Genomic DNA, 21,765 nt, shown 5'->3' with positions numbered 1-21,765 from the left:
ATGGCCGGCAACACCGCCCCGCCCGCCGCCGCACCGGCGGCCGCTTTGGCCCCGTCCCTGGCGCCGTCATTGGCCCCATCGCTGGCGCTCAGTGCGCCGCTGGCGGCCGCCCTGCGCGCCGCGCCGTGGCACTTTGTCGTCACCGGCGCCAACGGCTGGCTGGGCCGCGCCACGCTGGCCGTGCTGCGCCATGCGCTGGGCGAGGATTTCGCTAGCCGCGTGACCGCGCTCGGCTCGCGCGCCGCCAGCCTGGAGCTGGACGGCCACGCCGTGCCGGTGTCCCCGCTGCTGGACTGGACGCCTCCCGCCGATACCCCGCTGCTGGTCTGCCACTACGCCTTCCTGACCATGGACAAGGTGCAGGGCATGAGCGCGGACGACTACGTGGCGCGCAACGAAGCCATCCGCAACGCCGTGCTGGGCTGGATCGCGCAAGGCGCGGTGCAGGCCGCGCTGGTGCCCTCCTCCGGCGCCGTGTACGACTACCTGCGCGGCCTGGAAGACCCGGAACTGGCGGCGGCGCGCAATCCCAACGCGGTGCTGTACGGCCGCCTGAAGCACGAGGACGAACTGGCCTTCGCGGCCGCCTGCAAGCAGCACGGCGCGCGCCTGGTGCTGCCGCGCGTGTTCAACCTGGCCGGCCCCTGCATCAATAAATTCGACGCCTACGCGCTGGCCTCCTTCATTGCCCAGCTGCTCAAGGAAGATGGCGGCATCACCATCAACGCGCGCCGCCCGGTGCTGCGCTCCTACTACTACATCGGCGACCTGCTGGAGCTGTGCTTCGGCCTGCTGCTGCGTGCGGACGCCGCCCCCGTGCTGCGCTTCGACACGGCGGCCGACGAGGTGGTGGAGCTGGAGCCGCTGGCGCGCCGCGTGGCCTCGGTATTGGGCAAGCAGGCCGCGCCCGCGCGCGCCGCGCTGGACCCGGCGCTGCCGGCCGACCGCTACGTGGGCGAACGCGCCGGCATCGCCGCGCTGGAAGCCATGCTGGGCCTGCGCCCCATGGCGCTGGACGAACAAATTTCCCGCACGGCTGACTACATCGCCGGCGTACTCACCAAATAAACAAGGACCGACATGAAATACAGCGACTTAATGGCCGAATGGCTCAAGAGCATGGGCTACACCCACTGCTTCTACGTGGCGGGCGGCAATATCATGCACCTGCTGGCCAGCAGCGCCAAGCATTTCAAGATGGTGTCGGTGATCCATGAAGTGGCGGCCGGCGTGGCCGCCGAGTACTTTAACGAAGCCAGCACGGACGGCTCGAAAGCCTTCGCCCTGGTGACCGCCGGCCCCGGCATGACCAACCTGGTGACGGCCCTGGCCGGCGCCTTCCTGGAAAGCCGCGAGCTGCTGGTGATCGGCGGCCAGGTCAAGACCGCCGACCTGTCGCGCGGCACGCTGCGCCAGCGCGGCATCCAGGAAATCGACGGCGTGGCCATCGCCCGCCCGGTGTGCAGCGTGGCCGAACTGCTGGACGAGCCGGTCTCGCGCGCGCGCATGGAACAGCTGGTGCTGGACGCCAACCACGGCCGCAAAGGCCCGGTCTTCCTGGAGCTGCCGCTCGACATCCAGGGCCGCAGCGTGGACCGCGCCGAACTCGAACAGCTGGCCCCGCCCGTGCCGCCGGCGCTGCCGCAGGCCAGCGACGCCGTGATCGCCGAGCTGGCCGCGAAAATCCGCGCCGCGCAGCGCCCGCTGCTGCTGCTGGGCGGCGGCGTGTCGCGCGCCACCGCGCAAGCGCTGCAGGACCGCTTCGCCGCCATGGGCCTGCCGGTGACCACCACCTGGAACGCGGCCGACCGCATCGCCGCCGATCATCCGAACTATTTCGGCCGTCCCAACACCTGGGGCCAGCGCTACGCCAACCTGCTGCTGCAGCAAAGCGATTTGCTGCTGGCCATGGGCACCCGCCTGGGCATGCAGCAGACCGGCTTCAACTGGCAGCAGTTCGTGCCCAAGGGCCAGGTGGTGCATGTCGATTGCGACCTGGCCGAGCTGGAGAAGGGCCATCCGCGCGTCGAGCACCCCATCCACGCGGACGCCAACAGCCTGCTGCTGGCGCTGGCGCAGCAGGACCTGGGCGAGCACGGCGACTGGCTGGCCTACTGCCGCGAAGTGAAGGCGGCGCTGCCGCTGATTGAACAGAACAGCACCGGCGAGGCTTATATTTCGCCGTACCGCTTCGTGGAGCAGCTGTCGCGCCGCTGCCATGCGGACGACGTGGTGATCCCGTGCAGCAGCGGCGGCGCCTTCACCGTCATGATGCAGACCTTCGCCCAGCAGCGCGGCCAGACCATCGTCACCAACAAGGGCCTGGCCTCGATGGGCTACGGCCTGTCCGGCGCCATCGGCGCGGCGCTGGCGCATCCGGATCGCCGCACGCTGCTGGTGGAAGGCGACGGCGGCTTCGCGCAGAACCTGCAGGAAATCGGCACCGCCGCCGTCAACAAGCTGAACCTGAAAATGTTCATCTTCGACGACAACGGCTACGCCTCGATCCGCATGACGCAGAAGAACTACTTCGGCGGCAGCTACATCGGCTGCGACATCAATTCCGGCCTCGGCCTGCCGGACTGGGAGCAGCTGTTCAAGGCCTGGAACGTGCCGGCCTTGCGCATCGGCAAGGACTTCGACGGCAGCGCCGACTTCGCCGCGCTGTTCGACGCGCCCGGCCCGGCCGCCTTCATCGTGTCGATCGACCCCGAGCAAAGCTACTTCCCGAAAATCATGAGCCGGGTCACCGAGAGCGGCGCCATGGAATCGAACCCGCTGCACCAGATGTCGCCGGCGCTGGACGACGCGCTGCAGCGCGCCACCATGCGCTACCTGGACTGATACCTTACTTAAGCAACGAGACTTTATGGCCAGCACACCGCACACCGCCGCCCCCGCCAACCTGGCCGACGCCGCCCAGCAGGCGTTCACCGAGGCCGGACAAGGCAGCCTTTCCATCACCGGCCTGTTCGACATGGCGGGCCGCATCTCCGAAGCCGGCCAGCCCGCGCTGGCCATCCAGCTGTACCGCCTGTGGCTGGACAACACGCCCTCGCCGCTGGCCTACGCCGCCAATTTCAACCTGGCGGTGCTGCTGGTGAACGTGGACGAGGCGGCGGCCGAAGCCGCCTACCGCCTGTCCATCACGCAGAACCCGCAGTTCGTCGAGGGCTACCTGAACCTGGGCACGCTGCTCGAGCGCATGAAGCGCCCCGAGGAGTCGCTGGAGCTGTGGCGCAAGGCGGTGGACCTGTCGCCGGCCAACACCCCGCCCACGCGCGCGCTGCGGGTGCAGGCGCTGAACAATCTCGGCCGCCTGCAGGAAATCCTCAAGCGCCTGCCGGAGGCGGAGAAGGCGCTGGCCGAAAGCCTGCGCCTGGATCCCAACCAGCGCAACGTCATCACGCACTGGGTGCACCTGCGCCAGAAGCAGTGCAACTGGCCGGTGTACGACACCTCCATCGGCATCAAGAAGAAGGTGCTGATGGACGGCACCTCGGCGCTGGCCATGCTGAGCGGCTCGCCCGACCCGGCCATGCAGCTGCACGCCTCGAGCCGCTATGTCGAGGAAAAAGTGCTCAAGGGCGTGGACCCGCTGGCCACCGGCGGCTATGTGCACGAGCGCCTGCGCATCGGCTACCTGTCGTCGGACTTCTGCTCGCACGCGGTGTCCATCCTGACGGCCGAGCTGTACGGCCTGCACGACCGCAGCCAGTTCGAGGTGTTCGCCTTCGACTGGAGCCACGAGGACGGCTCGCCGCTGCGCGCCCGCGTGATCGCCGGCATGGACCACCATATCCGCATCGGCGGCCTGTCCGACGAGGAGGCCGCGCGCCTGATACGCTCCTGCGAGATCGACATCCTGGTGGACCTGCACGGCCTGACCCTGAACGCGCGCCACAACATCCTGTCCTACCGCCCGGCCCCGGTGCAGGTCACCTGGCTGGGCCTGCCCGGCCCGACCGGCCTGCCGGAAATCGACTACGTGATCTCGGATCCCTTCGTGCTGCCGCCCGAGCTCGAGCCTTTCTTCACCGAAAAGCCGCTGCACATGCCGCACACCTTCCAGATCAACGACCGCCAGCGCCAGATCGGCCCCACGCCCACGCGCGCGTCCTGCAATCTGCCGGAAGACGCGTACGTGTTCTGCGCCTTCAACAACACCTTCAAGATCACGCCGGACGTGTTCGAGAGCTGGATGCGCATCATGAAGGCGGTGCCGGGCAGCGTGCTGTGGCTGGTGGCGGAAAGCCCGGTGGTGCGCACCAACCTGCGCCGCCACGCCGAGCAGCTGGGCGTCGCCACCGAGCGCCTGCTGTTCGCCGAGCGCGTGGTGCCGGCCGAATACCTGGCGCGCTACCAGGTGGCCGACCTGTTCCTCGACACCGCCCCCTTCGGCGGCGGCACCACCGCCAGCGACGCGCTGTGGGCCGGCCTGCCGGTGCTCACCTGCGCCGGCCGCACCTTCTCCTCGCGCATGGCGGGCAGCCTGCTGCACGCCATCGGCCTGCCGGAGCTGGTCACGCACAAGATGGAGGACTACGAGGCGCTGGCCATCCGCCTGGGCAACGACCGCGCCTACAGCGCCGAGCTGCGCCAGCGCCTGGCCGACAACCGCATGACCACGCCGCTGTTCGACAGCGAGCGCTTTGTGCGCGACCTGGAGCAGCGCTTCAAGGACATCGCCGTCAAGACCGCGCCGCCGCCGGTGATCAACGGCCTGCCGCTGGTGTCCATCCTGCTGCCCACGCACAACCGGCCGGACTACGCCGAACTGGCGCTGCAAAGCGCGCTGGCGCAGACCTATCCGCATATCGAGATCATCGTCAGCGACAACAGCGACGACGAGCTGACGCGCGCCCGCTTCGCGCCCTACCTGGCCAAGCACCCGAATATCCGCTACTACCGGGTGCCGGGCTACAACGCGATGGAGAACGGCCGCAACTGCTTCCGCCATTCGCGCGGCGACTACGTCAACTACCTGATGGATGACGACCTGTTCCACCCGGCCAAGATCCTGCGCATGATGTCCTTCATGCTGACCGATCCCACGCTGGGCCTGGTGACCTCCTTCCGCCAGCTGATCGACGCGGCCGGCAACGACATTCCGCCGATACCCGGCACCGAGCGCCTGTTCGAGACCGAGGCGCGCGTGACCGGCGCCTCGCTGGGCCGCATGCTGCTCACCGACGGCAACAACATCATCGGCGAGCCGACCACGGTGCTGGTGCGCCGCAGCGCGCTGGAACGCGAGTTCGGCGTCTACGCGGGCCGCCAGTACACCGCGCTGTCCGACGTGGCCACCTGGCTGACCGTGCTGCGCAACCACGACGCGGTCTACCTGCCGGAAACGCTGAGCTACTTCCGCCTGCACGGCGGCCAGGACCAGCGCGCCGAAAGCACCCGCATCCGCTGCAACCTGGACTGGCTGCAGCTGTACACCGACGCGCTCGAGCGCGGCGAGTACCTGCCCGACCGCGCCGCCGCCGAGGAGCAGCTGGCCAGCAAGCTGACCACCATGGTCTGGTTCCTGGGCAGCGTGCGCAAGCATATCCAGGAGAGCAAGTTCGACCTGGAAGCGATCCAGTCCGTGGTGTCGCAAGCCACCGGCGTACTGCTGCGCAGCAACAACAAGGAGGACGAGGCGGCATGAGAACCCGGCCCTACGTCATCCTCACGCCGAGCTATTGCGTGAGCGCCGGCGTGCGCGTGATGCACCACCTGTGCCACGAACTCAACGGACTGGGCTTCGACGCCAAGCTCATGCTCACGTCCAACCTCAGTCCGCCGGGCGAGCCGCTGGTCAACCCGGCGCTCAACACGCCCGTGATCAACGGCCTGTTCCCCGAGCACTGGGACCGCATCAACGAGGAATCCATCGTCATCAGCTCGGACGGCGTGATCGGCAACCCCTTCAACGCCAAGCGCCTGGTGCGCTACGTGCTGGGGCGCGAAAACCAGCCCACCGCGGCCGACGAGTTCCCGCTCTACTACTCGCGCACCTTCCCGATGGACAAGAGCAAGGCGGTGCATACGCTGTACTACCTGCCGATCGACCTGAGCGTGTTCAATCCGAACTACGCGCCGGCGCGCGACCAGGACATGCTGTGGCTGGGCAAGGGCGCCAAGTTCTGCCTGGAGCGCCCGCCCGGCGCGGTCGACATCACCTATACCTGGCCGCCCACGCGCGAGGAGCTGGCCGCCAACCTGCGCCGCACCCGCTATATGTATTCCTATGACGCGGTGAGCGCCACCAACGGCGAGGCCGTGCTGTGCGGCGCCGTGGTCATCCTCAAGCACCTGAGCTACCACGACTGGGAGTGGACCCGCGCCGACGTCGAGGCGACCGAACTGGGCGCCGGCGGCTTCGCCTTCGACGAAAGCGAGGCCGAGATCGAACGCGCCTTCAATTCGCGCGGCGAGCAGATGGAGCGCGCGCGCCACATCATGGCCGCTTACCGGCCCAGCCTGCTCGCCTTTGTCGAAGCCAGCCAACACCGGTTCCGCCTATGAAACTGTGCGCCCACCGCGGCCACTGGCTGCAGCCGGCCGAGAAAAACAGCCTGGAAGCCTTCGAGCGCGCGCTGGCCGGCGGCCACGGCATTGAAACCGATGTGCGCGACGCCGGCGGCGCCGCCGTCATCGCGCACGACCTGCCCAGCGGCGGCGAAATGAGCCTGGACGCCTTCCTGGCGCTGTGCGCGCGCCACCCGCGGGCGCGCCCGCTGGCCCTGAACATCAAGGCCGACGGCCTGCAGCAGCTGGTGCGCGCCGCGCTGGAGCGGCACGCCATCGAGGGCGCTTTCGTGTTCGACATGGCCGTGCCGGACGCGCTCGGCTACCTGCGCGCCGGCCTGCCGGCCTACACCCGCTGCAGCGAATACGAGAACCCGCCGCCCTACCAGGAACAGGCCGCCGGCCTGTGGCTGGACTGCTTCCACGGCGAATGGTACGGGCGCGAGCTGATCGCCGCCTGGCTGGAGCGCGGCAAGCCGGTCTGCCTGGTCTCGCCCGAGCTGCACGGCCGCCCGCACCTGGCCTGCTGGCAGCAGCTGCGCGACTGGCGGCTGCACCGCCATCCGCTGCTCAGCCTGTGCACCGATTTCCCCCTGGAGGCCGCGGCATTTTTCGCATGACCGGTAGCGAGCATAACAACATGACCAACAACAACAAAATCCAGGCCATCATCTTCGACATGGACGGCGTGCTGGTGGAGGCCAAGGACTGGCACTACGACGCGCTCAACCGCGCGCTGGGCCTGTTCGGCATGGAGATCAGCCGCCACGACCACCTGGTCACCTACGACGGCCTGCCGACCAAGACCAAGCTGCGCATGCTGTCGCTGGAACGCGGCCTGCCGGAAGGCCTGCACGGCTTCATCAACGACATGAAGCAGATCTACACCACCGAGCTGATACACGCGCGCTGCAAGCCCACCTTCCACCACCAGTACGCGCTGAGCCGCCTGCAAAGCGAAGGCTACCGCCTGGCGGTGTGCTCGAACTCGGTGCGCAGCACGGTGGGGCTGATGATGGAGCGCACCGCGCTGCTGCCGCTGCTGCAGTTCTACCTGTCCAACGAGGACGCGGTCCAGCCCAAGCCCGCGCCGGACATGTACAACAGCGCCATCGCCCGCCTCGGCCTGACGCCGCAGCAGTGCCTGATCGTGGAGGACAACCCCAACGGCATCCGCGCCGCGCGCGCCTCGGGCGCCCATGTGATGTGCGTCAGCGACGTGCACGACGTTAATTACAGCAATATCCGCAAGACCCTGGCGGAACTGGAGGCCGGCCATGCTTAACATCCTGATTCCCATGGGCGCGCAGTCGGTGTTCTTCGAGCAGGATCCGTCGCCCTATCCCAAGCCGCTGGCCGAGATCAACGGCAAGCCCATGGTGCAGCACGTGATCGAGAACCTGCAGACGCTGGACCGCGAAAAGCGCTTCATCTTCATCCTGCGCGACGAGGACTGCTCGCGCTACCACCTGGACAGCTCGGTGCGCCTGCTGTGCGACGGCCACAGCCACGGCTGCCAGATCATCCGCACCATGCGCCCGACCCAGGGCGCGGCCTGCAGCGCGCTGCTGGCCATCGACCTGATCGGCAACGACGAGCCGCTGCTGATCGCCAACGGCGACCAGCTGTTCGACGCCGACCTGAACGCGCTGCTGCGCGACATCGAGGCGCAGCAGGCCGACGCGGCCTGCCTGACCTTCGACTCGCTGCATCCGCGCTGGTCCTATGTGCGGCTGGAGAACGGCAACGACATCGTGGAGACGGCGGAGAAGCACCCCATCAGCCGCCACGCCATCGCCGGCTTCTACTACTTCGCGCGCGGCAGCGACTTCGTGCAGGCGGCCCAGCGCTCCATCGCCAAGGACGCCAGCGTGGACGGCGTGTTCTACATCGCGCCGGTGATGAACGAACTGATACTGCAAAACAAGCGCCTGAAAGCGCTGCCGCTGCCGCCCGGCAGCTACCACACCTTCTACACGCCGAAGAAGATAGAAGAATACGAAAACTCGCTGCGGCCCTAAGGAGCATCCCATGCAAATATTCAAACAGGCCGATATGGTCAAAGGCTGGTTCGTGGGGGATTTCACGCCCACCGTGCTGGCCACCCGCGCCGCCGAAGTGGCCATCAAGACCTACGCCGCCGGCGCCCGCGAGGAGCGCCACTACCACAAGATTGCGCAGGAAATCACCGTGATCCAGAGCGGCCGCGTGCAGATGAACGGCCGGGAATTCTCGGCCGGCGACATCATCCTGATCCAGCCGCTGGAATCGACCGATTTCGTGGTGCTGGAGGACACGGTGACGGTGGTGGTGAAAGTGCCGGGCGCGGTGGACGACAAATACCTGGGCGAGCCGGAGGCGGCATGCTGAACATCGTCCTGCCCATGGCAGGCCACGGCAGCCGCTTCGCCAACGCCGGCTACAGCGTGCCCAAGCCTTTGATCCCGGTCGGCAAGCAGACCATGACCGAGCTGGTGGTGCACAATCTGCGCCCCGGCCAGCCGCACCGCTTTATCTTCGTCTGCCAGCAGGCCCACCTGGACCGCTACGGCCTGGCGGCCCACCTGGAAGCCATAGCGCCCGGCTGCGCCATCGTGCCGGTGGACCAGGTGACGCAGGGCGCGGCCTGCACCGTGCTGCTGGCGCGCGCCTTTATCGACAACGACGCGCCGCTGATGATCGCCAATTGCGACCAGTATGTGGACATCGCCATCGACGACTACCTGGCGCGCATGGAAAGCGAGCAACTGGACGGCCTGATCATGACCATGACGGCGGACGACCCGAAATGGTCCTTCGTGCGCCTGGACGCGCAGCGCCGCATTACCGAGGTGGTGGAAAAAGTGGTGGTCTCGGACGAGGCCACGGTGGGCATCTACAACTTCCGCCGCGGCGCCGATTTCGTGGCGGCCGCCGACAGCATGATCGCGCAGGACAAGCGCGTGAACGGCGAATTCTACGTGGCGCCGGCCTACAACGAGATGCTGGCCCAGGGCAGCCGCCTGGGCTTTTACAACATCGGCAGCGACCGCGCCGGCATGTACGGCCTCGGCATTCCCGAGGACCTGGACTACTTCCTGCGCGAGCGCTGGCGCGAGGGCTGAGCCCGGCCGGCTCCCGCTTTACACCGGGTCGCGTCCCGACAATTGCGGCGGGATGCGGGCCACGATGTCGGCCACCGACACGGCCGGGTTGCGCTCCACGCGGCCGCCGAAGAACATGTCCTCGGCGTGCTCGTGGAACACCGATTCCATATAGCGCGGCACGCCGCGCCACACCACGGCGTCGAACATCGCGCGTTCCATGCAGATCAGGTCCGAGATCACGCCCAGCTCCTGCAGTCGCATATAGGCCAGGCTGTGGTCCACGTGCGAGGACACATGGTAGCTCTGGCCCGCGGCCGACAGTTCGAACAAATGCTGGTACACCGCCAGCAGGCTGGCGCTGTGGCCGATATTCATAAAGTCCGGCATGCTGTACGGCTTATCCATGTGCATATACTCGATCAGCACCGATTTCGGATAGCTCAGCAGCTTGCGGAACTCGGCCAGCACATGGGTGAAATTGACCGACACGTCGCTGCGCAGGCGCAGCGTGAGCGCCTCCTTGCCATACAGCTCGCAGGCCGCCTGCAGGCCGCGCATGGCGCCGTAGTACAGCTTCTGCTTGCTGTTCGGCAGCACCATGCCTTCGCGCACATCCTGCGTTTTCAGATTGCTCTGGTCGGACAGCACCAGGTGGTCGAACAGCGAGCGGTTGGCGTTGAGCCACTCGGCGTCGTCGTTCCAACCGCTGTAGATAACCTTGAAGCCCTGCACCCGGAACACATAGCACAGCGCATGGATGGTATGGCTGGCGTCGAAAGGCACGTTGAGCAGCTGGCGCGCTTCGGTGTCCTTGGTGAGGTTCTGCGTAACAGGGTTGATGCCGCTGGCGCGCAGCGGTCCCTGCAAAACAAGTACTTTCGTAATTGCCATGGTCTCTTACGTATAAGAATTATGGTTCGCGTATCGATTCGTCCAGCGCCTTGGTCAGCGGCCACAGCAGGTAGGACATCACCGAGCGCTTGCCGACGACGATCTCGGCGGTCAGCGTCATGCCCGGCAGCAGGCGCTGCTGGGGTTCCAGCTTGCGCAGCTTGATGCTGCCCATGTTCAGCGTGCCCAGGTAGTAGGCGTCCGTGCCCTGGCCCGGCAGCACCTGTTCGCGCTTGAACGAGTCCTCGCTGATGGTGCGCAGCTTGCCGTCCAGCATGCCGTGGCGCTGGAAGGGGAAGGCGTCGATCTTGATGTGGGCCGGATCGCCCGGCTTGATATGGCCGATGTCCAGCGAATCGATCTCGACCTGGGCTTCCAGATCGGCGCCCAGCGGCACCAGGGTGAACATGGTTTCCGCTTCGCGCAGCACCGAGCCGGGCGACAGCTTGGCGATCTCCAGCACCACGGCGTCGGCCGGGGCGGTCAGCTGCACCAGCTTGTGGCGGCGGTCGGCCTTGGTCAGCTGCTCGTTGATGCCGTCGCGGTCGCGGGTGGCGGTCAGCAGGTCTTCCATCATGCGCTGGCGCCAGTTCTTGCTGAAGGCGGCCTGCTCGGCCTGGGCCGCGTTCAGCTCGCGCTGCATCTCGACGTCCTTGTTGCGGCCCATGACCATGGTGCGCTCGACTTCCAGGCGGCGGTCGCGCGCTTCCAGCAGCTGCATCTTGGCGCCGAAGTTCTCGGCCACCAGTTTTTCCTGCATGGCTTCAATCTCGGACAGCGACTTGAGGCGCTGCGCCAGCACCTGCTGGTCGCGCTGGTTGGTCTCGATGCCGGCTTTCAGGCGCGCGATATTCTGCTCCAGGCGCATTTTCTGCGCCTCGTAGTTGGCCTGGCGTTCGGTCGACAGCTGCGCCTGCAGCAGCTGGTCGGCGTCGCGGCCGCCGGCGGCGGCGGCGCCCGGCTTGCCGGACAGTTCGGCGCGCAGGCCCTCGGCCTGGGTGTCCAGGCTGCGCAGGCGGTTGCGCAGCTGGGCCTCGTCGGCCTGGGTGAAGGTCGGGTCCAGCGTGGCCAGCAGCTGGCCCTTCTTGACCACTTGCCCGGCGCGCACTTCGATGGTCTGGATAATCGCCGTCTCGAGCGGCTGCACCACGATGTTGGGACGCGGATTGACCAGGCGGCCGTGCGCCATCACCACCGTCTCCACCTGCGACAGGCTGGCCCACAGGATGAAGGTGACGAACAGGCCCAGCAGCACGTGCAAGGTCATGCGCAGCCAGCGCGGCAGCGGATTGCGCTCGATGGCGTCGGCGTCGGGCAGGAACTCGATTTCGGTCCGGCCGCGGCGTTTCGGGCTTACAGGTGGCTTGTTTGCTGGTTCCATAAATGCTGATAAGTGTCGCTACGGGTAAGCAGTTCCTGGTGGGTGCCGGCGTCGACCAGCTGGCCCCGCTGCATGACCAGGATGGAGTTGGCGTTGACCAGGGTGGACAGGCGGTGCGAAATCATCACCACGGTGCGGCCCACCGCGATCTTGGACAGATTGCGGATGAAGATGGCTTCGCTTTCCGGATCCAGCGCCGAGGCGGCCTCGTCCAGGATGAGGATGCGCGGCTTGGCCAGCAGCGAGCGCGCGATCGACAGGCGCTGCTTCTGGCCGCCCGACAGATTGCTGGCGCTTTCCTCGAGCAGGGTGTCGTAGCCCATGGGCAGGCGTTCGATGAACTCGTCCGCGCCGGCCGCGGCCGCCGCTTCGGCGATTTCCTCGAAGGTGGCGTCCGGCTTGGTGACGGTGAGGTTCTCGCGCACGGTGCCGCGGAACAGGAAGTTCTCCTGCAGCACCACGCCGATCTGGCGGCGCAGATGGGACAGCTCGATCTCGCGCGCATCCACGCCGTCGAAGCGCACGATGCCTTCCTGCACCGAGTACAGGCCCTGGATCACCTTGGTCAGCGTGGTCTTGCCGGAGCCGGAACGGCCCACCACGCCCACCACGGTGCCGGGCTGGATGGTGAAGCTGGTGCGGTCCAGCGCGGCGGTCTGCGAGCCCGGATAGCGGAAGGTGACGTCGTCGAACTTGATCTCGCCGTTCAGCACGGGGCGCAGGCCGCCGGCGCCGGCGCGGCCTTCCGGCGCGCGGTTCATCACTTCGCCCAGCATTTTCACCGACAGCGCGGTTTCCTGGTACTCATTGACCAGGCCGACCATGGAGATCAGCGGGCCGGTGACGCGCTGCGACAGCATCTGGAAGGCGATCAGCGCACCGACCGACAGGGTCTGGTTGAACACGTCCTGCGCGCCCAGCACGATCAGCACCACCGGCATCAGCTTGCCCAGGAAGTCGGTGATGGCGTTGCCGGTGATGGAAATCTGGCCGACCCGGAAGTGCATGGTGATGGCTTCGGCCGAACGCTGGTCCCAGGTGCGGCGCTGGGCCGGCTCGATGGCCAGCGCCTTGACCGTGCGCATGCCGTGGATGGTTTCCACCAGCATGCCCTGGCGGTGGCCCTCGGCCGCGTACAGCGCGTTCAGGCGGCGCTGGTAGGCCGGCACCATGGCCATGACGATGACCGCGATCATGGCCGTGAAGGCCAGCACCACCATGGCCAGCTTGACCGAGTAGCTGAACAGGATGGGCAGGAAGATCAGCAGCGAAATCAGGTCCAGGCCGGTGAAGAACAAGCGTCCGGTGAGGAAGTTGCGGATCTTTTCCAGCTGCTGCATGTGGCGCGTGACCACGCCGGCGGTGTGCGTCTCGAAATAGTCGATGGGCAGCGACAGCAGGTGGCTGAAGGTGCGGCGCGTGAGCCGCATGTCGATCTTGTTGGAGGCGGCCAGGGTCAGCATCTGGCGCAGGTAGCCGAAGGTGGCGTCGAACACCAGCGCGATGACGATGCCGGCGGCCAGCACCCACAAGGTGGTGACGGCCTGGTGCGTGAGCACCTTGTCGATCACCAGCTGGAAGAAGATGGGCGAAGCCATGGCCAGCAGGTGCATGGCGATGGCGGCGATGAAGATGTCGCGGTAGGCCGCCTTCTGCTTCAGGATTTCGGGAATGAACCAGCGCAGGCTGAAGGGCTGGTTGGGGTCGCTCAGCTTGTGCTGGCGTTTCAGGAACACCACCTCGCCGTCCCAGCGCGCGCAGAAGTCGGCCTGGCTGACCATGACCACGCCGGCCGCGCCGGCCGCCGGGTTGAGCACCGCCACCATGCTGCCGCCGTCGCCGGCCACGTCGCTGTTCTGCTTGGCCCCCACGGCGATCACCATATTGCCGTCGCGCAGGCGCGCCATCAGCGGGAACACGCCCTCCTGCGCCATCAGACCGTTCCAGTCCAGGCGGCCGGCCTTGGCCTTCAGGCCGATGTCGCCGGCGATGCGCAGCAGCAGGCTGTCGCCCGGCTCCTCGGCGCCCAGCGCGTAATCGTCGATCAGGCGTTCGGGATTGATCTGCAGGCCATGGTGCTGCGCAATCGCGGTCAGGCACTGGATGGCTGTGTGGGGAAATTTATCGTGCATCGTCTCGGTTGGGCTAGTAAGTGCGAGTTGCATCCGTGCAAGATACACCCGGTCTGGGGATTCTACCGCAGACCAGCGGCAAGATGGGCTATCTTGCCGCTTTTCCGGGGCGCTTGGAAGGCTGCGCTACGCTTATTTCCGCTTCTGTTCGTTTCTGTCCATTTATTTCGCCGCAGCCAGCCAGCCCTGCTGCGCGGCGCCGTGCCAGAACGGCAAGCGCGGCGCGTCGGCCGGGCCGGCCTGCGCCGCCGCGCTGCCCGCCGCGGCCAGGCCGAAGCGCTGCAGGCTGTCGGCCATTTGCGCCACGCAGGCACCCAGGTCGATGCCGCCGGCGCCGCCGTTGCCCAGGCCCAGGCTGCCGCCCCCGGCGGGCGGCGCGGCATGGGCGTAGGACGACAGCGCCTGCACCAGGCCGCTGACGCTGCTGCGCAGATCGGCCGCGCCCGGCTTGGCGGCGCTGCCGGCAAACCACACGTCGGCCGCCGCGTGGCTGGCGCCGTCGGCGCTCTGGTAGCTCGACGTCAGCCCGACGATATTGCCGTTGTTGAGCGACACGTCCTGCTTGCCCTGCAGGCCGATGCGGGTGATGTGCAGCTCGTCCAGCGTGTGCAGCTCGGCGGCGGCGCTGACGCCGTCGCTGTTGCTATCAACCCACACGCGCAGGCGGCTGAAGGCGGCGTCGTCCGCGCTGATGGCGCCGTCGCCGTTGCTGTCGAGTTCGGCCAGCGCCTGGTAGCCGTTGCCGGCCTTGGCGCCGCTGGCCAGCGTGGTGCCGGAACCGAACAGTTCGCCGCCGTCGCCGATGCGGCCGTCGCCGTTGCGGTCCAGGGCCAGCAGGCCGTCGGCCGGACCGGCCCAGCCGGTGGCCACCGGCGCGCCGGCCGCCAGCATGTCGAAGCGCACGCCGGCCGACAGGCCCAGGGTGCTGACGCCGTTGCCGTCCAGGTCCAGCACCAGCGGGGTGTACAAGCTGGACAGGGCAGCGACCTGTTCCACGCTCAGCGCCTGCACCTGGGTGGACGTCAGCGCGCAGATCTGGGCGCTGTTCAGGCTGGCGATTTGCAGCGTGCTCAGCGCGCGGATCTGCGCCGTGCCCAGCGCGCGCACGGCGGCGGTGGCCAGCACCGCCACGTCCTGCCCTTCCAGCCCGGCGATGGCGCCGGTGCCGAGCGCGGCCAGCTGCGCGCCGTTCAGCAGCGCGGCCTGGGCGGTGGTCAGCGCCGCCACCTGGGCCGTGCCCAGCGCGGCGATCTGCGCGGTTTTCAGCAGCGCCACGGCGGCGGTTTTCAGCGCGGCCACGTCCTCGGCGTCCAGCGCGCCAAAGGCGGCGCCGGACAGCGCGGCCACTTGCGCCGTGCTCAGCGCGGCGGCGTGGGCGCTCGTGAGCGCGGCGACCTGGACCGTACTCAAAGAAGCGATGGTGTCGCTGCTCAGCGCGCCCAGCTGGGACAGGCTGAAGGCGCCGACCTGGCCGCCGCTCAGCATGGCGATCTGGGCGCTGCTGAAGGCGGCCAGCACGGACGCCTTCAGGCCGCCGATGTCGCGGCTTTCAATCGCGGCGATGGCCTCGCTGGACCACAGCGACAGCTGCGCATTGGTCAGCCCGCCCACCTGCAGCGAACTGAGGGCGGCGATCTGGCTGCTGCCCCAGCCTTGCGCCAACTGGCGCGAATTGATCTGGCCGATATGGCCGGCGCTCAGCGCGGCCACCTGGGCGCTGCCCAGCGCCGCCAGCTGGTTGCTGGCCAGGCCGGCGGCCGCGTAGACCGACAGCGCGGCCACGTCGGCCGTCTGCAGGGCCTGGATGGCGGCGGTGCCGAAAGCCGCCAGCTGCGCGGCGCTCAGCGCGCCGGCCTGCTGGGTGTTCAGCGCCACCACCTGGGCCGTGTCCAGCGCGGCGATCTGCGCCGTCCGCAGTGCCGCAACGGCGCTGGCGCGCAGCGCGCCCAAGCCGTCCGTGCCCAGCGCGGCCAGGGCCGCCGTGGACAGCGAGGCCACCTGCACATTGGTCAGGTAAGCCATTTGCAGCGTGCTCAGCGCGGCAAGCTGGCCGTCGCTCAGCGCGTTCAGCGCAGCGGTGTTGAGGGCAGTGATCTGGGAGCCGGTCAGGCTGGCGATCTGGGCCGTGGAAAGCGCGGCGAGCTGGTTGGTCTTCAAGGCGGCGAAGATGGCCAGGCGCAGGCCGGCCAGGTCCGACGTTTCCAGCGCCGCCAGCGCTTCGCCGGACAGCGCGCCGAACTGGACGGCGCTGAGCGCGCCCAGCTGGGCCGAGGTCAGCGCGGCGATCTGGGCCGTGCTGATGGCGCCGGCCAGCTGCGCGGTGGTCAGCGCGGCGATCTGCTGCGTGCCCAGGGCGCGCATGCGGGCGGCGTCGAAGGCGGCCAGCTGGGCCGCCGACAGGCCGGCGATGGCGCTGCTGCGCAGCGCCGCCAGGTCCGCCGTTTCCAGGCCGGCCAGCGCGGAAGCCGTCAGGCTCAGCACCTGGGCGTTGCTCAGCGCGGCGGCCTGCTGGGTGGTCAGGGCGGCCAGCTGCGGCGCGCTCAGCGCGGCCAGCTGCGCGGTCTGCAGGCCCGCCAGGGCAAAGGCCTTGAGGGCGGCGATATCCTCCGTGCCGAGGGCGGCGATGGCGGCCTCGGACAGCGCGCCCAGCTGGGCGGAAGTGAGCGCGCCCACCTGCTGGCTGCGCAGCGCGCCAGCCTGGCCGGCGCTGAACGCGGCCAGCTGGGCCGGGGTGAGCGCCAGGGTCTGGGCCAGGGTCAGGGCGCGCACGCCGTCGCTGCCGAGGGCGGCGATCTGCGCGGCGCTGAAGCGGGCAAGCAGCGTGGTTTTCAGCGCGGCCAGGTCGGCCGTTTCCAGGGCGGCGATGGCGGCGGCGGACAGCGCGGCCAGCTGCGCCGTGCCCAGTGCGGCGGCCTGGGCCGTGGTCAGCGCGGCCAGCTGCGCCGTGCTGAAGGCGGCCAGCTGCTCGTTCTTCAGGGCGGCGATGACGCGGGTCGACAGGGCCGCGATGTCGGCCGCGTCGATGGCGGCCACGGCGGCCAGCGACAGCGCGCCGAACTGCTGGCTCGACAGCGCGCCGATCTGGCGCGAAGTGAAGGCGGCCAGCTGGGCCGCGTCCAGGCCGCCGGCCAGTTGCACGGTGGTCAAGGCGGCGATCTGGGCGGTGGTGAGCGCCTGCGCGCCGCGCGTGCCCAGCGCGGCCAGATGGGCGCCGTCCAGGCCGCGCACGGCGAACGCCTTGAGCGCGGCCAGGTCGGCCGTGTCGAGCGCGGCAAGCGCGTCCAGGCCGAAGGCGTTGAGCTGGCGGCTGTTGAGGGCGGCGGCCTGCGCGGTGCTGAGCGCGGCCACATGCGCCAGGCCCAGCGCGGCGATCTGGCGCGTGCCCAGGCCGCTGATGGCGTTGCTGCGCAGCGCGGCGAAGTCGGCCGTCTCCAGCGCGGCCAGCGCCTCGGCCGACAGCGCATTGAGCTGGCTGGAACTGAGCGCGCGCGCCTGCAGCGTGCTCAGCGCGGCGACCTGGCCGCCGTTCAGGGCAGCGGCCTGGCTGGTTTTCAGGGCGGCGATGGCGGCGGTGCGCAGCGCGGCGATGTCCACCGCGTCCAGCGCGGCCACGGCCTCGGCGCGCAGGCTGGCCAGCTGCATCGCGCTCAGCACGGCCATCTGGGCGCTGGTGAGCGCGGCGGCCTGGCCGGCGCCCAAAGCGGCCAGCTGCGCCGGCTTGACGCCGGCGAAGGCGGCCACGCTGAGCGCGGCGATGTCTTCCGGCGCCAGCGCACCAAAGGCGCTGGCCGTCAGCGCGCCGGCCTGGGCCGAGGACAGCACCGCGACCTGCTGCGCACTCAGGGATGCAGCCTGGCTGGAGTTGAGCGCCGCGAACACGCTGACCGCCAGGGCGGTGATTTGCTGCGTCGTCAGATCCGCGATCTGCAAAGTGGTAGTGGCCAAAGGTCCGCCTCAATAGTCAGTTTAAAAAGTTATCCCGATTCTAAGAGGTAAGAGCGGAGGGCAAAGCCAAGAAAAAAGCGGCAAGACTGGTCGTCTTGCCGCTTTTGATTTTGAGGAAAGGGAAGAACTCACCTTTCCGTACTGCGTTTTGCTTACTTCGGCGCTGCCAGGATGCCGCCGTTGCTGCCTGCGCCGTGCAGCGCTTTGAGGCGCAGCTCGTCGGCAGGCGCCGCCTGGGCGGCAGTGGCGTTCAGCTTGCTGGCGTCGAACTGGTTCAGCGCATCGGCCAGCTGGGCCGCACCGGCCGCCACGCCCTGGCCGGCGTCGTCCAGCTTGAGCGCGCCGCCGGTGGCCGGAGCCGCCTCGCCGCCGTAGCCGGCCATCGCCTGCACCAAGCCATTGACGCTGCCGCGCAGGTTCGCCGCCGGCGCCGCCAGGAACCAGACGTCGGCCGCCTGGTGCTGCTGGCCGTCGCTGGTCTCAAACGTCGAGGTCAGGCCGGAGATGTTGCCGTGCTCAATGGCGCTGCCTTTGGCCACGTCCAGGTTCAGCTTGGTGATCTGCAGCTGCGCCAGCGTCTTCAGCTCGTCGGCCTGGCTGACGCCGTCGGCATTGCCGTCGACCCAGACGCGCAGCTTGTCGAAGCTGCTGTCCGCGCCGCTGATCACGCCGTCGCCGTTGCTATCCAGCTCGGCCATGGCAGCGTAGCCGTTGGCGGCGGTGCTGCCGTCAGCCAGCTTGGTCGAGGAGCCGAACAGTTCGCTGCCGTCGTTGATGACGCCGTCGTTGTTGCGGTCCAGGGCCAGCAGGCCGTCGCCCTCGCCCACCCAGCCCGTGTTGACCTTGCTGCCATCCGCGCGCATGTCGAACTGCACGCCTTCGGTGATGCTGCGGGTCTTGATGCCGTTGCCGTCCAGGTCGAGCACGACAGGGGTCAGGCTGATCAGCGAGGCGATCTGCGTTGCGCTCATCGCGCCGACATGGTCGCTGGTCAGCGCATGGATCTGCAGCGTGGTCAGGGCGTGGATCTGGGTCGTGCCCATCGCCTTGATCTGGTCGGTCGTCAGTGCGCGGATCTGCGCGGTGCGCAGGCCGGCAACCTGGGACGTCAGCAGCGCGTTCAGGTCCGACGTCTCCATGGCCGCGATGTTGGTCGTGGTCAGCGCTTGCAGCTGGCTGGTGCGCAGCGCCTGCACTTCGGTGGTCGACAGCGCGCGCACCTGGTCGGTGCCGAAGCCTTGCGCCAGCGCAGCGGTGCTCAGCGCCGCCACTTGCATGGTCGTCAGGCTGGCGACCTGGTCGGTCGTCAGGGCCGCCACTTGCGCGGTCTTCAGGCCGGCGATGCCGGCCGTGGCGATGGCGCGCAGATCGGACGTTTCCAGCGCCGCGATGTTGGCGGTGTTCAGCGCGGCCACTTGCACCGAGTTCAGCACGGCGATCTGGTGGGTACCCAGCGCCACGATCTGGTGGGTACGCAGACCGGCCGAGATATTGGCGGTGCTCAGCGCGGAGATGGCGGAGGTGTTCAGCGACACGATCTGGTCGGTGGTGAGCGCGCCAACCTGCGCCGAACCCAGCGCGGCGATGCCCAGGCTGGCCAGTACCGTCAGATCCGCCGTTTGCATGGCGCGGATGCCGTCGGTGGTCAGGGCCGCGACCTGGTGACTGCCCAGGGTTGCAGCTTGCGACGTGGTCAGGGCCACCACCTGATCCGTGGTCAGCGCGGCGATCTGGCTGCTGCTGAGGCCGCGTACGGCCGTGGTCTGCAGCGCGGCGAGGTCGGAGGTTTCCAGCGCGGCCACGTTGGCGGTGCTCAACGAGGCAAGCTGTGCCGAGCTCAGCACGCCTGCTTCGGCGACCGTCAGTGCTGCGATCTGGCTGGTTTTCAAGCCTTGGGCGATCGCAGCCGTCGTCAGCGCGGCAACTTGCGCGGTCGACAGGTTGGCTACCTGGTCGGTGGTCAGCGCGGCCACTTGCGCGGTCCGCAGGCCGGCGATGGCGGCCGTGGTCAGGCCGCGCAGGTCGTTGGTTTCGATGGCGGCGATGCCCTCGGTGCTCAGCGCAGCCACTTGCAGCGCGCTCAGCGCGGCGAACTGGTGCGAGCCCAGCGCCACGACTTGGTCGGTCTTCAGGCCATTGGCGATGCTGGACGTGCTCAGGGCGCCGACAGCCGCCGAGCTCAGGGACGAAACCTGGTCGGTGGTCAGCGCGCCAACCTGGGTCGATTTCAGGGTCGAGATGATGCTGGTGCCGATCACCGCCAGATCACGCGTTTCAATGGCGCGGATGGCGTCGGTGCCGAAGCCGGCGGCCTGGCTGCTGACCAGGGCGGCCACTTGCGTGGTGCTCAGGGCGACAACCTGGTCGGTGGTCAGCGCGCCTACCTGGCTGCTGCTCAGCGCACGAACTGCTGCGGTGCTCAGTGCGGCCAGATCGGACGTTTCCAGCGCAGCGACGTTGGCGGTGCTCAGCGCGGTAGCCTGGACCGAGCTCAGTGCGCCGGCGCCGGCAACCGTCAGTGCGGCGATCTGATGGGTTTTCAGACCCTGTGCAATCGCTGCCGTGCTCAGCGCGGCGACTTGCACGGACGACAGGTTGGCTACCTGGTCGGTGCTCAGCGCGGCCACTTGCGCGGTGCGCAGGCCGGCGATGGCGGCGGTCGTGAGGCCGCGCAGGTCGTTGGTTTCAATGGCGGCAATGCCGTCGGTGCTCAGCGCCGCCACCTGCAGCGCATTCATCGCGGCGAACTGATGCGACGCCAGCGCGGCGACCTGGTTGGTCTTCAGGCCGTTGGCGATGCCGGTGGTGCTCAGCGCGCCGATGGCGGCCGAGTTCAAGGACGCAACCTGATCGGTCGACAGCGCGGTGATCTGCGTCGAGCTCAGGGTCGAGATGATGCTGGTGCCAATCGCCGCCAGATCACGCGTTTCAATGGCGCGGATGGCGTCGGTGCCCAGGCCGGCAGCCTGGCTGCTCACCAGCGCGGCCACTTGCGTGGTGCTCAGGGCAACAACCTGGTCGGTGGTCAGCGCGCCAACCTGGCTGCTGCTCAGGGCGCGGATGGCGGCGGTTTTCAGCGCAGCCAGATCAGCCGTTTCCAGCGCGGCCACGTTGGCGGTGCTCAGGGCGGCGGCTTGCGCGCTGCTCAGGGCGGCGGCGGCGTCGGTGGTCAGCGCTACGACCTGGTGGGTTTTCAGACCTTGTGCAACGGCAGCCGTAGTCAACGCGGCAACTTGCGTGGCCGACAGGTTGGCCACCTGGTCGGTGGTCAGCACGGCGACTTGCGCGGTGCGCAGGCCGGCGATGGCGGCGGTCGTGAGGCCGCGCAGGTCATTGGTCTCGATGGCGGCGATGCCTTCGGTGCTCAGGGCAGCCACTTGCAGCGCGTTCATCGCGGCGAACTGGTGCGATCCCAGCGCGACAACCTGATTGCTCTTCAGGCCGTTGGCGATACCTTGGGTGCTCAGCGCCCCGATGGCGGCCGAGTTCAAGGACGCAACCTGGTCGGTCGACAGCGCGGTGATCTGCGTCGAGCTCAGCGTGGAGATGATGCCGGTGCCAATCGCTGCCAGGTCACGCGTTTCGATAGCGCGGATGGCGTCGGTACCCAGGCCGGCAGCCTGGCTGCTGACCAGGGCAGCCACTTGCGTGGTGCTCAGGGCGACAACCTGGTCGGTGGTCAGTGCGCCAACCTGGCTGCTGCTCAGGGCGCGGATGGCGGCGGTTTTCAGCGCAGCCAGATCAGCCGTTTCCAGCGCGGCCACGTTGGCGGTGCTCAGGGCGGCGGCTTGCGCGCTGCTCAGGGCGGCGG

General features: G+C 68.4%; 14 protein-coding genes. 9 read left to right on the top strand and 5 right to left on the bottom strand.

Translation table 11 applies throughout. From position 1 onward, the window contains the following. From GTP77_RS22185 to GTP77_RS22145, 9 genes are read left to right on the top strand one after another with little or no spacing between them, the layout of a single operon-like run. Positions 1 to 1,068, top strand: coding sequence for an NAD-dependent epimerase/dehydratase family protein (locus GTP77_RS22185; protein ID WP_161074332.1), 1,068 nt, complete (start codon positions 1 to 3; stop codon positions 1,066 to 1,068). A gap of 12 nt (positions 1,069 to 1,080) precedes the next feature. Then, entirely contained in the window at positions 1,081 to 2,844 is a 1,764-nt protein-coding gene (locus tag GTP77_RS22180) for a thiamine pyrophosphate-binding protein (RefSeq protein ID WP_161074331.1), read from the top strand. 25 nt (positions 2,845 to 2,869) lie between these two features. Further along, on the top strand, positions 2,870 to 5,656 hold the full coding sequence (locus tag GTP77_RS22175; protein WP_161074330.1) for an O-linked N-acetylglucosamine transferase family protein: 2,787 nt from the start codon (positions 2,870 to 2,872) through the stop codon (positions 5,654 to 5,656). Next, complete coding sequence (locus GTP77_RS22170; RefSeq protein ID WP_161074329.1) at positions 5,653 to 6,516, top strand: hypothetical protein; 864 nt, start codon at positions 5,653 to 5,655, stop codon at positions 6,514 to 6,516. Before GTP77_RS22175 ends, GTP77_RS22170 begins: the two co-directional genes overlap by 4 nt. Continuing rightward, positions 6,513 to 7,139 (top strand): PI-PLC domain-containing protein, encoded by a 627-nt coding sequence (locus GTP77_RS22165; RefSeq protein WP_161074328.1) that lies wholly within the window; start codon positions 6,513 to 6,515, stop codon positions 7,137 to 7,139. The genes GTP77_RS22170 and GTP77_RS22165 overlap by 4 nt, the downstream gene beginning before the upstream one ends. Before the next feature lie 20 nt (positions 7,140 to 7,159). After that, a complete protein-coding gene (locus GTP77_RS22160; RefSeq protein ID WP_161074327.1) occupies positions 7,160 to 7,804 on the top strand; it encodes an HAD family hydrolase in 645 nt (214 codons plus the stop codon). Beyond that, positions 7,797 to 8,540: a glycosyltransferase family 2 protein gene (locus tag GTP77_RS22155; protein WP_161074326.1), complete on the top strand. Its 744-nt coding sequence runs from the start codon at positions 7,797 to 7,799 to the stop codon at positions 8,538 to 8,540. Before GTP77_RS22160 ends, GTP77_RS22155 begins: the two co-directional genes overlap by 8 nt. A gap of 10 nt (positions 8,541 to 8,550) precedes the next feature. Then, complete coding sequence (locus tag GTP77_RS22150) at positions 8,551 to 8,889, top strand: cupin domain-containing protein (protein WP_161074325.1); 339 nt, start codon at positions 8,551 to 8,553, stop codon at positions 8,887 to 8,889. Continuing rightward, on the top strand, positions 8,883 to 9,623 hold the full coding sequence (locus GTP77_RS22145) for a glycosyltransferase family 2 protein (protein WP_161074324.1): 741 nt from the start codon (positions 8,883 to 8,885) through the stop codon (positions 9,621 to 9,623). The genes GTP77_RS22150 and GTP77_RS22145 overlap by 7 nt, the downstream gene beginning before the upstream one ends. An 18-nt stretch (positions 9,624 to 9,641) precedes the next feature. Here the strand turns inward: GTP77_RS22145 and GTP77_RS22140 are convergent, their stop codons facing one another. The 5 genes from GTP77_RS22140 to GTP77_RS22120 all read right to left on the bottom strand — a co-directional run. Continuing rightward, positions 9,642 to 10,496: a hypothetical protein gene (locus GTP77_RS22140; RefSeq protein ID WP_161074323.1), complete on the bottom strand. Its 855-nt coding sequence runs from the start codon at positions 10,494 to 10,496 to the stop codon at positions 9,642 to 9,644. A 19-nt stretch (positions 10,497 to 10,515) separates the two neighbouring features. Further along, positions 10,516 to 11,877: an HlyD family type I secretion periplasmic adaptor subunit gene (locus tag GTP77_RS22135; RefSeq protein WP_161074322.1), complete on the bottom strand. Its 1,362-nt coding sequence runs from the start codon at positions 11,875 to 11,877 to the stop codon at positions 10,516 to 10,518. After that, the gene (locus GTP77_RS22130) at positions 11,850 to 14,009 is read right to left on the bottom strand and encodes a peptidase domain-containing ABC transporter (RefSeq protein ID WP_161074321.1); all 2,160 of its coding nucleotides are present in this window, start codon (positions 14,007 to 14,009) and stop codon (positions 11,850 to 11,852) included. The genes GTP77_RS22135 and GTP77_RS22130 overlap by 28 nt, the downstream gene beginning before the upstream one ends. Before the next feature lie 162 nt (positions 14,010 to 14,171). Then, positions 14,172 to 17,954 carry an SPM autocatalytic domain-containing protein gene (locus GTP77_RS22125; protein ID WP_161074320.1) on the bottom strand — a complete coding sequence of 1,261 codons (3,783 nt, stop codon included), beginning with the start codon at positions 17,952 to 17,954 and terminating at the stop codon, positions 14,172 to 14,174. Between the two features lie 152 nt (positions 17,955 to 18,106). Then, positions 18,107 to 21,765, bottom strand: a 3,659-nt coding sequence (locus GTP77_RS22120; protein WP_371869383.1) for a beta strand repeat-containing protein, incomplete at its 5' end; no start/stop codon positions are given.

It is taken from the genome of Pseudoduganella aquatica, assembly GCF_009857595.1.
GTDB classification, from domain to species: Bacteria; Pseudomonadota; Gammaproteobacteria; order Burkholderiales; family Burkholderiaceae_D; genus Rugamonas; species Rugamonas aquatica_A.
This window is presented reverse-complemented; position numbering and strand designations above follow the sequence as displayed.